The 12,610-nt window shown below is 71.3% G+C and carries 14 protein-coding genes; 5 read left to right on the top strand and 9 right to left on the bottom strand.

What is annotated here, in order from left to right; translation table 11 throughout:
* Positions 1-65: 65 nt before the first annotated feature.
* Complete coding sequence (locus ABT008_RS19185; RefSeq protein WP_350697568.1) at positions 66-1,403, top strand: ABC transporter substrate-binding protein; 1,338 nt, start codon at positions 66-68, stop codon at positions 1,401-1,403.
* 65 nt (positions 1,404-1,468) lie between these two features.
* On the opposite strand, the gene ABT008_RS19190 is transcribed toward ABT008_RS19185, so the two are convergent.
* Both ABT008_RS19190 and ABT008_RS19195 read right to left on the bottom strand, forming a co-directional pair.
* Entirely contained in the window at positions 1,469-2,215 is a 747-nt protein-coding gene (locus ABT008_RS19190; protein ID WP_350697569.1) for an enoyl-CoA hydratase/isomerase family protein, read from the bottom strand.
* Positions 2,212-3,129 (bottom strand): 3-hydroxyacyl-CoA dehydrogenase family protein, encoded by a 918-nt coding sequence (locus ABT008_RS19195; RefSeq protein WP_350697570.1) that lies wholly within the window; start codon positions 3,127-3,129, stop codon positions 2,212-2,214. Before ABT008_RS19195 ends, ABT008_RS19190 begins: the two co-directional genes overlap by 4 nt.
* A 192-nt stretch (positions 3,130-3,321) precedes the next feature.
* On the opposite strand from ABT008_RS19195, the gene ABT008_RS19200 reads away from it, so the two are divergent.
* Complete coding sequence (locus ABT008_RS19200; protein ID WP_350697571.1) at positions 3,322-3,618, top strand: hypothetical protein; 297 nt, start codon at positions 3,322-3,324, stop codon at positions 3,616-3,618.
* A gap of 76 nt (positions 3,619-3,694) precedes the next feature.
* Here the strand turns inward: ABT008_RS19200 and ABT008_RS19205 are convergent, their stop codons facing one another.
* Positions 3,695-4,474 carry a class I SAM-dependent methyltransferase gene (locus ABT008_RS19205; RefSeq protein WP_350697572.1) on the bottom strand — a complete coding sequence of 260 codons (780 nt, stop codon included), beginning with the start codon at positions 4,472-4,474 and terminating at the stop codon, positions 3,695-3,697.
* A 55-nt stretch (positions 4,475-4,529) separates the two neighbouring features.
* Between ABT008_RS19205 and ABT008_RS19210 the strand changes: the two genes are divergently transcribed.
* Positions 4,530-4,910 carry a PPOX class F420-dependent oxidoreductase gene (locus ABT008_RS19210; protein WP_117229983.1) on the top strand — a complete coding sequence of 127 codons (381 nt, stop codon included), beginning with the start codon at positions 4,530-4,532 and terminating at the stop codon, positions 4,908-4,910.
* Positions 4,911-5,011: 101 nt separating this feature from the next.
* On the opposite strand, the gene ABT008_RS19215 is transcribed toward ABT008_RS19210, so the two are convergent.
* Positions 5,012-5,221, bottom strand: a complete 210-nt coding sequence (locus tag ABT008_RS19215) for a BldC family transcriptional regulator (protein WP_007073996.1) — start codon at positions 5,219-5,221, stop codon at positions 5,012-5,014.
* A gap of 252 nt (positions 5,222-5,473) precedes the next feature.
* Positions 5,474-6,313, bottom strand: a complete 840-nt coding sequence (locus tag ABT008_RS19220) for a DUF8083 family protein (RefSeq protein ID WP_350697573.1) — start codon at positions 6,311-6,313, stop codon at positions 5,474-5,476.
* A 273-nt stretch (positions 6,314-6,586) separates the two neighbouring features.
* Between ABT008_RS19220 and ABT008_RS19225 the strand changes: the two genes are divergently transcribed.
* Positions 6,587-7,669 carry a Glu/Leu/Phe/Val family dehydrogenase gene (locus ABT008_RS19225; RefSeq protein WP_350697574.1) on the top strand — a complete coding sequence of 361 codons (1,083 nt, stop codon included), beginning with the start codon at positions 6,587-6,589 and terminating at the stop codon, positions 7,667-7,669.
* 297 nt (positions 7,670-7,966) lie between these two features.
* Positions 7,967-8,176 (top strand): DUF3073 domain-containing protein, encoded by a 210-nt coding sequence (locus ABT008_RS19230; RefSeq protein ID WP_350697575.1) that lies wholly within the window; start codon positions 7,967-7,969, stop codon positions 8,174-8,176.
* Between the two features lie 143 nt (positions 8,177-8,319).
* On the opposite strand, the gene amcA is transcribed toward ABT008_RS19230, so the two are convergent.
* From amcA to purF, 4 genes are all read right to left on the bottom strand, one after another.
* Positions 8,320-8,556, bottom strand: coding sequence for a multiple cyclophane-containing RiPP AmcA (amcA, locus tag ABT008_RS19235; protein WP_350697576.1), 237 nt, complete (start codon positions 8,554-8,556; stop codon positions 8,320-8,322).
* Positions 8,510-9,628: a cyclophane-forming radical SAM peptide maturase AmcB gene (amcB, locus tag ABT008_RS19240; RefSeq protein WP_350697677.1), complete on the bottom strand. Its 1,119-nt coding sequence runs from the start codon at positions 9,626-9,628 to the stop codon at positions 8,510-8,512. The genes amcA and amcB overlap by 47 nt, the downstream gene beginning before the upstream one ends.
* 188 nt (positions 9,629-9,816) lie before the next feature.
* Entirely contained in the window at positions 9,817-10,971 is a 1,155-nt protein-coding gene (gene purM, locus ABT008_RS19245) for a phosphoribosylformylglycinamidine cyclo-ligase (RefSeq protein ID WP_350697577.1), read from the bottom strand.
* Between the two features lie 64 nt (positions 10,972-11,035).
* Positions 11,036-12,589 carry an amidophosphoribosyltransferase gene (gene purF / locus ABT008_RS19250; protein ID WP_350697578.1) on the bottom strand — a complete coding sequence of 518 codons (1,554 nt, stop codon included), beginning with the start codon at positions 12,587-12,589 and terminating at the stop codon, positions 11,036-11,038.
* Positions 12,590-12,610 lie beyond the last annotated feature (21 nt).

Raw genomic sequence — 12,610 nt, forward strand, 5'->3', positions numbered from 1 at the left:
CGGTCCCACGGAACGTCACGGCACGTTAGTCTGCGCAGCGGACCTTCGCCGTAGGAAGGACGACGATGCACATGTCACGCGGCTCGCGGGCGGCAATCCTGGCCACCTGCGCCACCCTCCTGCTCGCCACCAGCGCATGCGGGAACGACCAGGCCGAAGAGGCGAACGCCGACCAGGTGCGCCTCTACGGTACGGACGGCAACATGCTCAACTCGTACCCGGAAGAGTTGCAGGATCGCGCCAACCTGGTCGACGGCATGAAGGGCACCACCCCCCTGACTCCGCTGCCGGAGGACTTCAAGAACCGGCTACGGTCCATCGACTCGGGGCTGACCGACTTCCTCTACGCCGCCGAGGCGTACGACGCGGTGGTGATCAGCGCCCTCGCTACGGAGCTCGCCGGCAGCACCAACCCGGCGGCCATCGCCCGGCAGATCGTCGGCGTCACCAACGAGGGCACCCGCTGCGAGACCCCCGCCCGGTGCCTGCGGCTGGCCAGCGACGGCGACGACATCGAGTACCGCAGCGTCTCGATCACCCGCGCCGGGTTCACCGACGCCGGTGAGCCCGCCACCGCCAGCTACGCCACCCTGCACTTCGACAACCAGCAGCTCAACGACGCCAAGACGGAGTTCGTCGGCGCCGGGGACGAGTCGGCCGCGAGCACGAAGTCACCGCCGCGCGGCAACCGGCAGACCAGCACCGCGCCGCTCGTCCTCGGCGGTCTGCTGCCCAAGACCGGCGACCTGGCCCTGGCGTACCCGCCGATCGCGGCCGGTGTGGCGCTGGCGATCAAGGAGATCAACGCGGCCGGCGGTGTGCTCGGCGAGGACGTGGTCTGGATCGACGGCGACGACGGCACCGACCCGACGGTCGCCAAGCGGACGATCGCCAGCCACGTCGACGCCGGGGTGCACGTGATCATCGGCGCCGGTGCTTCCGGGATCTCGGCCGCCGTCCTGCCCGACGTGGTGAAGGCCGGACTCATCCTGTTCTCCCCGTCGAACACCGCCGCGTCGCTGACCGACGCGGACGACAACGGTCTCTACTTCCGCACCGCGCCGCCGGACAGCCTGCAGGGTCGGGCGTTGGCCGACGTGGTCCTCCGCGACGGGCCGCAGAAGATCGCCATCGTGGCCCGTAAGGACGCCTACGGCGAGGGCCTCCAGGAGGCCGTCCGGACCGAGCTGGAGCGGGCCGGTTTCGGTGGCGACAAGGTGAAGCTGCTCGGCTACGAGCCGGGCGAGGGTGCCGACGCCGCACCGATCAACTTCAACGACGGCGCCAAGCAGATCAAGGACTTCGGCGCCGACGCCGTACTCATCATCGGCTTCAGTGAGTCGGCCGCGGTGATCCGGGCCCTGGCGGACGCCGACGTGCCGCTGGCCGCGATGGGCCGCTGACCGATCCGACAGCAACGGCCGCACCGGAACCCTCCGGTGCGGCCGTCGTGGTCTCGCGGTCGGTCTCAGCGTCCGCGACGCCGGTCCAGGAACTCCGTCATCCGGCGGTGCTTCTCGTCGTCCTCGAAGAGCACCGCCTGGCTGACCAGATCCAGGTGCGGATGGGCGGCGGGCGGTGCGTCGACGGCGAGCTTGGTCAGCCGCAGCGCCAGCGCCGAGCCCTTCGCCATCTCGTCGATCAGCTCGTGTGCGGCCGGCAACAGCTCCTCCGGACCCGACACCACCCGGTTGACCAGACCGATCCGGGACGCCTCCGCAGCGTCCACCCGGCGACCGGTGAACAACAACTCCTTGGCCCGGGCCTCGCCGACCAGCGCCGGCAGCCGGTGCGTCGCGCCGGCACCGGCCAGGATGCCGAGCCGCACCTCCGGCTGGCCGAAGACCGCCCGCTCGGTGCAGACCCGGAGATCGCAGGCGTACGCCAGTTCGGCGCCGCCGCCGAGCGCGGGACCGTCGACGGCCGCCACGGTCGGCATCGGCAGCGACCGGATCCGGGCGAACGCGGCCGAGTTGATCGCGGCCAGCGCGTCCAGGCGGCCCCGCTCGCGCAGTTGGCCGATGTCGGCCCCACCGGCGAAGATCCCGTCGGTGCCGCCGGTCAGCAGCAGCATCCGGGGGCGGGCCTCCAGGTCGGCGCAGACCTCGTGCAGCGCGGCGATCAGGTCGGCGTCGATGGCGTTGCGCTTCTCCGGCCGGTCCAGCGTGACCACCAGCCGGTCCGGGCGTTCCTCGACCCGCAGCCCGCCGCTCATCGGGTCGTCCCCGCCCGGTCGGCGGAGGCGCCGCCTGCCTCGGTCCGCGCCGTGCCGTCCGCGCGCACGCCGTCGACCCAGTGGTAGAAGCCCTGCCCGGACTTCTTGCCCAGCCGGCCGGCCGCCACCATCTCCGCCAACAGCGGCGGCGGCGCGAACCGGTCCCCGTACGCGGCCTGGAGGGTGCGGGCGATGTCGAGGCGCACGTCCAGACCCACCAGGTCGGTCAGCTCCAGCGGTCCGACCGGATGCCGGTAGCCGAGCACCATCGCCTTGTCGATGTCGGCCGGGTCGGCCACCCCGTCGGCGACCATCCGGATCGCCTCCAGTCCGAGGGCCACCCCGAGCCGGGAGGTGGCGAAGCCCGGCATGTCGCGTACCACCACCGGGTCCTTGCCCAGCCGGGCGGCGAGCGTGACGGCGGCGGCGGTGGTCTCCGGCGCGGTGGCCGCCCCGACCACGATCTCCAGCAGCGCCATCGCCCAGACCGGGTTGAAGAAGTGCAGCCCGCAGAAGCGCTCGGGCCGGGTCAGTCCCTCGGCCAGCTCGGCGATCGGGATGCTGGAGGTGTTGCTGCCCAGCAGGGCCGGGTGCAGCGCCTCCGCCTCGGCAAGCACGGTCCGTTTCAGGTCGAGCCGTTCCGGCACCGCCTCCACGATCACCTGCGGCTCCGCGGCCACCTCGGCGAGCCCGGCCCGCAGCGAGACGCGTTCCTGGTTCGCGGCGGCCTGCGCCACGGTCAGCTTGCCGCGCCGGACGCCCCGGTCCCACAGCTCGGCGAGCCGGGTCATGGCCGCCGCGCCGCGTTCCCGGTCCACCTCGACCAGTTCCACCGCGTGGCCGGCGCCGGCCGCCACGTACGCGATGCCGAGCCCCATCGTGCCGGCACCCACCACCACGAATCGCTCAGTCACGATGCCACCACCGCAGGGTGACGACGACACGTTCTCCGGCGTCGTCGACGCGCGGGATCGCCGCCACGCCGCAACCGGCCCGTACGCTCCGCTCAGTCATGCTGCGACCCTATGCAGCACCGACCGGGCCCGATGCGTGGGGGCGGACGGGATCGGGTACAGACCGCCGACAGCCAAGGGAAGGACGAACAGATGAGCCAGGCACCGGAGACCACGGGCGACGCGGGCACCCAGGAGACCGTCGAGACGCGCGGCGACGAGCGCATCGAGTTGCTGCGCGCCGACACCAACAACGACGGCCGCACCGACGTCTGGGTGGTCGACACCGACGGTGACGGCAAGGCCGACCTGTTCCAGTTCGACACCGACGGCGACGGCAAGGTGGACGTCACGATGGTCGACATCGACGAGGACGGTCAGCCCGACGAGGTCGTCGACGGCGACGGCGGCCTGCCGCCCGAGCAGCTCCCGCCGACCGTCCAGGTCTGACGTTTCGTGCAAGGAGGGGTCCCCTGCTAACGCCTACGGCATAGCAGGGGACCCCTCCTAACATCCGCAGGATGCGTCAGGCGGCCAGGCGCAGGGTGGCGAGGTAGTACGGGGCGTCCCGGTCGTCCACGTCGGTCAGTCGCCAGGCGGTGCCGCGGACCAGCTCGGCGAGTTCGTCCGGCGAGCAGACCAGGTAGTCGAACCAGGGCGTACCCAGTTCGCGGTAGCGCAGCCGCAGGCGGAGCTGCCCGCCGAGACGGCCCCGCCGACGGTTGCGCTCGTGGTAGCCGCTGTGCACCGGATCGGTGGTGCCGTACGGGTCGGTGCCGTGCGCGATCACCTGCGCCCCGGGGTTGGCCATCGCGGCCATGGCCGCCAGGAAGGCAGGTGCGCGTTCCCGGCCCTCGAACAGGCCCAGGTTGTTGCCGAGCAACAGGAACGTGTCGTAGCGCCGTCCGCCGGCGCAGTGCTCGTCGACCGTGCCGAGCACCAGGTCGCGTACGCCCCGGCGACGGCACACCGCGAGCGCGCCGGGCGAGACGTCCAGCCCGGTCACCGGTACGCCGCGCTCCTGCAACAGCAGCGCGATCCGGCCGGCACCGACGCCGACGTCCAGGGTCGCGCCCCGGACCCGGTCCACGGCCCGGTGGTCGTGTGGTTGCCACTCCTGCGGCCCGGCCAGGTAGTGGGCGGCGGGCGCGCCGTTGACCAGCCCGTCGTCCCGCTCGATGATCTCGATGACCGGTCGGGGCAGTCGCCCGCCGGCCAGCGGCCGGGGACCGACCCCGGTCGCCACCGCCAGCGCGTCGCGCAGCAGTTCTCCGAAGACGTCACCGATCCGTGGTTCCCCCGTCACGTCCGTAACGCTAACGGGCTGCTCAGTCAGGCGCGACGCCCGTATCCTGGGCGACGTGACCACGTTGGACCGCCTCTCGGCGGAGAAGTACATACTCCTCACGACCTTCCGCAAGGACGGCCGCGCGGTGCCGACCCCGGTCTGGGCGGTACGCGACGGCGACGCCCTGGCGGTGTGGTCTGCGGCGGACGCCGGCAAGGTGAAGCGGATCCGACGCAGTGGGGATGTCACGGTGGCGCCGTGCGACGTGCGCGGTCGACCCCATGGCGAGGCGGTGCCCGCCCGGGCGAGCCTCTACGACCCCGGAGCGACCGATCGCATCCGGGGGCTGATCAAGCAGAAGTACCGAGTGATCGGGCGGCTGACGCTGCTCGGCAGCCGACTGCGCCGGGGCACCGGCGGCACGGTGGGGATCCGGGTCGAGCTGACCGGCTGAGCCGGTGCGCGACCGGGCCGCACCGGGTGGCGGACATGACGAAGGGCGACGGATTCGAGAATCCGTCGCCCTTCGTGGTGTCTCTGCTATCTACCGGCCGGTCAGTCCCCCTGGCGCTGCTGCGGGATCTGCCCCTGCAACAGCGCCCTGACCTCGGACTCGCGATACCGGCGGTGGCCGCCCAGGGTCCGGATGGCGCTCAGCTTGCCGGCCTTCGCCCAGCGGGTCACCGTCTTCGGGTCGACACGGAACATCGACGCCACCTCGGCCGGTGTGAGTAGCGGCTCTGGTTCGTGCGTTCGCGATGCCATCGGTCACTCCTCCACATGTAGAGACATCGGCCGGGGTCCCGCCGGCCGACGCGTCTCCCATGGTCCGGCTAGTCCCCGATGTCCGACATGGGCCGAACGGCCGAACGTCCCTAGACGGACGGATGAACCATGCCCGATTTATACGACTTTTACACGCCAGAAAGTACCTTATTCGGACTCATAGTCACGGTTCGTGACGCAACAACTACGAGAGCACCTCATGTTACAGCCCGAAATTTGGGCAAAAGCGGACTAGTTGCAGCGTTCCAGAAGTTGCACGGCCCGCCAGCGCGCGACGAGCTTGTCGTACGCCGCAGACGCCTCTTCCGCCTCGCCTCGCGACAGTCCGGCAAGTCCGGCGGCGACCAGTTCCGCCGAGTCGTCCTCCGCGAGCGTCTCGTCGGAGAGCAACTCGACCAGACCTCCGTAGTCCAGCTCCACCACCGAGCGGGGATGGAACTCCTCCAGCCACCGGGCGGCCTCCTCGACCGCCTCGGTGATGGGCGCGTCCCCCACCGACTTGCGCAGCACCGACAACGCGCGCGACGACCGACGACGCGCCTTGGAGATCTCGGTCCGGAAGCGCAGCGAGCGGCGCTCCGGCGCGGTCACGTGGTGGCGCTCCTGCGCCTCGAACAGCACGAACCACCGCAGCGGCACGCCCCAGGTGGCGATCTGCTCGTGCACCCGGGGTACGCCGTGCTCCAGCACCCGGGCTCCGCTGCGCCAGTCCTCCACCACGGCCTTGGCCTGCCCGGCCAGCACCGGCGGCACGAACGCGTCGGCCAGCACCGCCGGCACCCCGTCCCGGGCGCTCAGCGCGGCCTCGGCCACCCGGATGCGCAGGTTCCACGGGCACACCAGCAGCGTCTCGTCCGTCTCCAGCACGTACGCCTCGTCGGGCAGGTCGGGCAGCCGGGTCCAGCCGGCGCCGAGCGCCTCGATCACCGAGGTCCGCTGCCGGCCCGGCCCCTCCACCGGCGCCACCGCCCGCCCCTGCTCGACGTAGCGCCGCCAGTACGCCTGACGATCGCGATCGAAGGCGGTCAGCGGCTCGTACACGCGCAGGTATGAGGCGAAGAGCGACGGCACGGCGCGATCCTCCCACGAACGGCAAGCCGAGCGTTGCTCGGCGTCACCCGGGTGGTGCCGCGTGGCGAGCCGAAACGAGGGCTCGGAGCCCTCGACGCGCCCTGCGCCGGGGGTGGAGGACGCCCGGTGCGTACGCCCGCTGGGCGGGATGCGGACGCCCGGGAGAGGCCGTGGAACGCCTGCCGATACTAGGCTCGCACCACCGGCAGCATCCCCGCCGGCTCGACCGAGGTCCGCGTCCCACAAGGGCGCCCGCCGACACAGGAGCCAGTCATGGGCGTATTCGCCACTTCCGACGACCCGGAATCCACGGGCCATGAGCAGGTCGTGTTCTGCCAGGACAAGCAGACCGGCCTGAAGGCGATCATCGGGATCTACTCCACCGCACTCGGCCCGGCGCTGGGTGGCACCCGCTTCTACCCGTACGCGAGCGAGGAGGCCGCCCTCGCCGACGTGCTCGACCTGTCCCGCGGCATGGCGTACAAGAACGCTCTCGCCGGGCTGGACCTGGGCGGCGGCAAGGCGGTCATCTGGGGTGACCCCGAGCAGATCAAGAGCGAGGCGCTGCTGCGCGCGTACGGCCGCTTCGTGGAGTCGCTGGGCGGGCGCTACTACACCGCCTGCGACGTGGGCACGTACGTGCCGGACATGGACGTGATCGCCCGCGAGACGCGCTACGTCACCGGCCGCAGCGTCGAGCACGGCGGAGCCGGCGACTCCTCGATCCTCACCGCCTGGGGTGTCTTCCAGGGCATGCGGGCGGCGGCCGAGCACGTCTGGGGGGTCCCCACGCTGCGCGGCAGGCGGGTCGGTGTGGCCGGCCTGGGCAAGGTCGGCAAGTATCTGGTCGGCCACCTGCTGGAGGACGGCGCCGAGGTGGTGGCCACCGACGTGAGCCCCCGCGCGCTGGACTGGGCGCGGACCACCCACCCCGAGGTGACGCTGGTCGAGGACGCGTCCGCGCTGGCCGCCGCCGACATCGACGTGTACGCGCCCTGCGCGCTGGGCGGCGCCCTGGACGACGACACGGTGGGAGCGCTGCGGGCGAAGGTGGTCGCCGGGGCGGCCAACAACCAGCTCGCCCACTCCGGCGTGGAGAAGCTGCTCGCCGACCGGGGCATCCTCTACGCCCCGGACTACGTGGTGAACGCCGGTGGTGTGATCCAGGTCGCGGACGAGATCGAGGGCTTCGACTTCGACCGCGCCAAGCTGCGGGCGACCCGCATCTTCGACACCACGCGGGAGATCCTCCGGCTCGCCGACACCGACGGCGTACCGCCCGCCGTGGCGGCCGACCGGTTGGCCGAGCGGCGGATGGCCGACATCGGCCGGCTGCGCACGATTCACCTGCGGTGACCTCGCCGTACGTTGAGGGCGGGCCGCGTTGCTTCCGCCCTCAACGTACGTATCCGGCTAAACTGAAGATACGACGCGTTCATGGAGATTTACCCCGTGTCAGGACCGTTCCCGGCATCGCTCCTTACCGGGTACAGTGGGTGACGACCGGTTGACCGCCACGCGCGGCGGCGGTCAGCGGTAACCCGAGGTGCCGAACGGTGGCATCCCCATGTACCGTAAGAGCCACGAGAGATGCCTGACGTCATCGGGGCCCGCCTTCGGGCTGCCCCGCATTCTGTGCGAGGGGGTCGAGCCATGGGGCGCGGCCGTGCTAAGGCCAAGCAGACAAAGGTGGCCCGGGAGCTGAAGTATCACTCCCCGAACACCGACCTCGCCGCCTTGCAGCGAGAACTCGGCGGCAGCGGCAAGTCGGACCACCATTTCGACGACGACAAACAGTACGTCGACGATGATGAGGACCACGCCGAGGACGACCCGGACACCTGGGTCCGTCCCACCCGCTGACCCCCGGTCACATCCGAGCACGCGGTAACTCCCCGCGTGCTCACGTATGTGCCCGGCACGGCGGCGGCGTACCACCCGACGCTCAAGGGCCTGCCACGCCCGGAGGTAATCCGGGAACGTGGCGGGCCCTCGACTCCGGCCGGTCAGCGAGGCCGGTTGTTCCAGTTGTAGAACGTCGGGATGTTCTCGAAGTGGTTCCAGGCGCAGACCGCGCTGGCCCCGTCGCCACCCGTCACCTCCGCCCGTAGGCGTCGTGCGTCCTCTGCCTCCTGGAGCAGGGCGGTGAGCCCGGCGGCGGCCTCCCGCACCCGGTCGGTGACCCGGCCGGCCTCGTTACCCCTCACCCGCTCGGGCTCCCGGTGACTTGTGGTCTCGGGCATGATCCAACACTCCCTCCAGTAGGCGGATCTTGCTGTTGCGGCAGTGCTCGGTCTCCGTACCGTCGAAACGGCCCAGCTCGAAGTAGCGGTTGGCCGCGTGGCCTCCGCCACAGAAACCGAAGTACGGGCAGGACGAGCGGCAGGCTTCCACCCCGCTCAGGAACTCGCCGACCCAGCCGGTGCGGGCCGCACCGGCGAGGATCGTGTGCAATGGCGTGGCCAGGACGTTCCCGCTGCTGAAGTCACCGTGGCGCGGATCGGTGAAGCCGGCCAGCTCGGGTGAGAGCACCACCACCGAGCCGTCGTACGCCACGGTGGGGATCGGGTCGAGGCTGGCCGGCAGCAGGCCGTCCGCCGTGCCGTCGAGGACCGCCGCGGCGTACCGCAGCGACCACTCGACCTCCCGCAGATGGATCCGCGGATCACGCCGCCAGGCCGCGACCAGCTCGGCCCAGAACCCGGTCACCGCGGCGGCGTCGTGAGCGTTGTCACGGGTGTTGACGCCCTCGGTCTCCTCGATGTTGACCCCGAGCACCTCGCACCCGAGGTCGAGGAAGTAGGCGTACAGCTCCGCCGCCCGGGCCGGCGACGGGTCGTTCACCACGGCCAGCGCCGAGAACGGCAGTCCGTGCCGGCGCAGCGCCGCCACCCCGCGCACGATCCGGTCGTACGCCGGGTGTCCCGCCCGGGTCACCCGGTCCCCGTTGCGCGCCCGGGGCCCGTCCACGCTGACGCTGACCCGGATCCGGTGCGTCGCGAAGAACTCGCACCACGCGTCGTCGATCAGCGTGGCGTTGGTCTGCACATGGTGCTCCACCTCGGCGGCGAAGGGCGCCATCAACGCCGCCAGCCGCTCCCGGCCCGCCGCGAGCGGCTCTCCGCCGTGCCACACCACGGAGAACCGCCCCGAGGCGGCCCACGGGTTCACCGAGGCGGCCACCGCCTCCGCCACCGCCACCGGCATCCGCCGGTCGGCGGCCCGCAACGGCAGGTAGCAGTACGCGCAATCCAGATTGCAGAGGGTGGTGGGCTGCATCACGACGTACGACGGGACGACGGCCAGACCCCGCATCCCACGCAACGACCGTCCCCGTGCAGCCATCGCCCTCCTCACCGGTTGACGGCTGCCGGGCACGCCACGGCACGGGCGCACCCACAGCTTCGAAGCAGCCCCTCAAGGCGAAGCAGCCTCAAGGCTAGGCCGCGACGGCCACTTGGGTGAACCCCTGACCAGGTGGTTGGACGATCGGTGTCAGATGATCAGCCGCGGGTGTGCTGTCCGATCATCTGCACCTCACCGGTGCCCTCGATGATTTCACCGGCCTGCCACGCGTCCACCCCGCGGCCGGTCAGCGTGGCCAGCGCGCGGTCGGCGTCCTCGGCCGAGACGATCGCGAACATGCCGACGCCCATGTTGAAGGTCGCCTCCATCTCCGGGTCGTCGATCCGTCCCTTGGACTGCACCAGGTCGAAGATCGGCTGCGGCTTCCAGGTGGAGCGGTTGACCACCGCGTCCACGTGCTCGGGCAGGATGCGCACCAGGTTGCCGGGAATGCCACCGCCGGTGACGTGGGCCAGTGACCGCACCTCCGCCTCGGCGATCAGCTTGAGGCAGTCCTGCGCGTAGATCTTGGTGGGGGTCAGCAGCTCCTCGCCGAGGGTGCGCTGCCGGCCGAAGTCGTCGATCACCACGTCCAGCCGCATCCGGCCGGCGCCCAGCAGCACGTGCCGGACCAGGGAGTAGCCGTTGGAGTGCAGGCCGGACGAACGCATGGCGATCACCACGTCGCCCACCTCGACCCGCTCCGGGCTGAGGATCTGGCTCTCCTCCACCACGCCGACGCCGGTGGCCGAGATGTCGTACTCGTCGGGGCGCAGCACACCCGGGTGCTCGGCGGTCTCGCCGCCGAGCAGCGCGCAGCCCGCGTACCGGCAGCCGTCGGCGATACCGGCACCGATCTCGGCGACCCGGTCCGGCACGACCTCGCCGGTGGCGATGTAGTCCAGCAGGAACAGCGGCTCGGCGCCGCAGGCCACCAGGTCGTCGACGACCATCGCGACCAGGTCGATGCCGACCGTGTCGTGGATGTCCATCTGCTGCGCGATCACCAGCTTGGTGCCGACGCCGTCGGTGGAGGAGGCCAGGATCGGGTTCTTGTACTTCGTGGTGTCCAGCCGGAACAGGCCGGCGAAGCCACCCAGGTCGCCCATCACCTCCGGCCGGCGGGTCTGCTTCACCTTGGACTTGAGCAGCTCGACCGCGCGGTCACCCGCCTCGATCGACACGCCGGCGTCCGCGTACGAGACCGAACGTTTGCGAGCGGGGCGGCCGGTGCCGGCCGTCCAGGGCTGGCGGTCGCCGCCGGCGCCGGTCGGGCTGCTACCTGCGCCGCTGCGCTCGGACACGTGCGTCACGGTTCTCCCCTTAGTGGTTCTCGGCGGCCGTGTCGGCGGTGACCGACGCCGCAGCCGGATGGTGCTATGGGCGGTGTGTGGTCGCCGACATCGTCACGTCGGTGCGGGGCGTCGTGCCGGCCTGCTCGCCAGCGTCGACATCGTCGTCGACGCGGTTCGCGACCCGGCGGCTGATCCCTTCGAGCACGTGCTTACCGATCAGGTTGCCGACGGGCAGCTCGATCGGGTACTCCCCGTCGAAGCAGGCCCGACACAGCCGGGTCTTCGGCTGCTCGGTCGCGGCGATCAGACCGGGCAGCGAGACGTAGCCCAACGTGTCAGCGCCGATCGACCGCCGGATGCCCTCGTTGTCGAGGCCGTTGGCGAGCAGCTCGGCGCGGGTGGCGAAGTCGATGCCGTAGAAACAGGGCCAGGAGACCGGCGGTGAGGAGATGCGGACGTGCACCTCCACCGCGCCGGCCTCGCGGAGCATCCGGACGATCGCGCGCTGGGTGTTACCCCGGACGATCGAGTCGTCGACCACGACCAGGCGCTTGCCGCGTACGTTCTCGCGCAGCGGGTTGAGCTTGAGCCGGATACCGAGTTGACGCAGGGTCTGCGACGGCTGGATGAAGGTACGCCCGACGTACGGGTTCTTCATCAGGCCGGCGCCGTAGGTGATGCCGGACTCCTCGGCGTAGCCGATGGCGGCCGGCGTGCCCGACTCGGGCACCGGGATGACCATGTCCGCCTCGACCGGGTGCTCCTTGGCCAACTGGCGGCCGATCTGCACCCGTGCCGAGTGCACGTTGCGCCCGGCGATGGTGGCGTCCGGGCGGGCGATGTAGACGTACTCGAAGAGGCAGCCCTTGGGCTCGGGCGCGGCGAACCGGTTGGACCGCAGCCCCTCGGCGTCGATCGCGATCAGCTCACCGGGCTCGACCTCCCGGACCACGCTCGCACCGACGATGTCCAGCGCTGCGGTCTCGCTGGCCACCACCCAGCCCCGCTCCAGGCGGCCGAGCACCAGCGGACGCACCCCGTGCGGGTCACGGGCGGCGTACAGCGTCGACTCGTCCATGAAGACGAAGCTGAACGCGCCCCGCAACTGCGGCAGCACCTCCAGCGCGGCGGCCTCGACGGAGAGATCCGGGCGGCTGGCCAGCAGCATGGTGACCAGCGAGGTGTCGTTGGTCGAGCCGTCGGTGCCCAGGCCGCGCTCGGCGACCTCACGCTGGAGATCGGCGGTGTTCACCAGGTTGCCGTTGTGGGCCAGCGCGATCGTGGTGCCCGAGCTGGTGGCCCGGATGGTCGGCTGGGCGTTCTCCCAGGTCGAGGCACCGGTGGTCGAGTATCGGGTGTGGCCGATGGCGACGTGCCCGCGCAGGCTCGCCAACGTCGGCTCGTCGAAGACCTGGGCGACCAGGCCGAGATCCTTGTAGACCACCACTCCGGAGCCGTCGCTGACCGCTATCCCGGCTGCCTCCTGGCCCCGGTGCTGCAACGCGTACAGCCCGAAGTAGGTCAGGTTGGCGACCTCCTCCCCGGGCGCCCAGACGCCGAAGACGCCGCACGCGTCCTGGGGGCCTGGTCGTTGGGGATCAAGGTCGTGGCTCAGCCGGCCGTCGCCTCGGGGCACCTGCCGCTCCCTCTTGCTGGT

Source organism: Micromonospora sp. NPDC002389, from assembly GCF_040296095.1.
Lineage (GTDB): Bacteria > Actinomycetota > Actinomycetes > Mycobacteriales > Micromonosporaceae > Micromonospora.

What these genes read in the sequence shown, in the direction of transcription:
- ABT008_RS19225 (WP_350697574.1), top strand. Translation starts at nt 6,587, where the DNA reads ATGGGCGTATTCGCCACTTCCGACGACCCGGAATCCACGGGCCATGAG.
- ABT008_RS19185 (WP_350697568.1), top strand. Translation starts at nt 66, where the DNA reads ATGCACATGTCACGCGGCTCGCGGGCGGCAATCCTGGCCACCTGCGCC.
- amcB (WP_350697677.1), bottom strand. Translation starts at nt 9,628, where the DNA reads ATGCGGGGTCTGGCCGTCGTCCCGTCGTACGTCGTGATGCAGCCCACC.
- ABT008_RS19215 (WP_007073996.1), bottom strand. Translation starts at nt 5,221, where the DNA reads ATGGCATCGCGAACGCACGAACCAGAGCCGCTACTCACACCGGCCGAG.
- ABT008_RS19190 (WP_350697569.1), bottom strand. Translation starts at nt 2,215, where the DNA reads ATGAGCGGCGGGCTGCGGGTCGAGGAACGCCCGGACCGGCTGGTGGTC.
- amcA (WP_350697576.1), bottom strand. Translation starts at nt 8,556, where the DNA reads ATGCCCGAGACCACAAGTCACCGGGAGCCCGAGCGGGTGAGGGGTAAC.
- ABT008_RS19200 (WP_350697571.1), top strand. Translation starts at nt 3,322, where the DNA reads ATGAGCCAGGCACCGGAGACCACGGGCGACGCGGGCACCCAGGAGACC.
- ABT008_RS19230 (WP_350697575.1), top strand. Translation starts at nt 7,967, where the DNA reads ATGGGGCGCGGCCGTGCTAAGGCCAAGCAGACAAAGGTGGCCCGGGAG.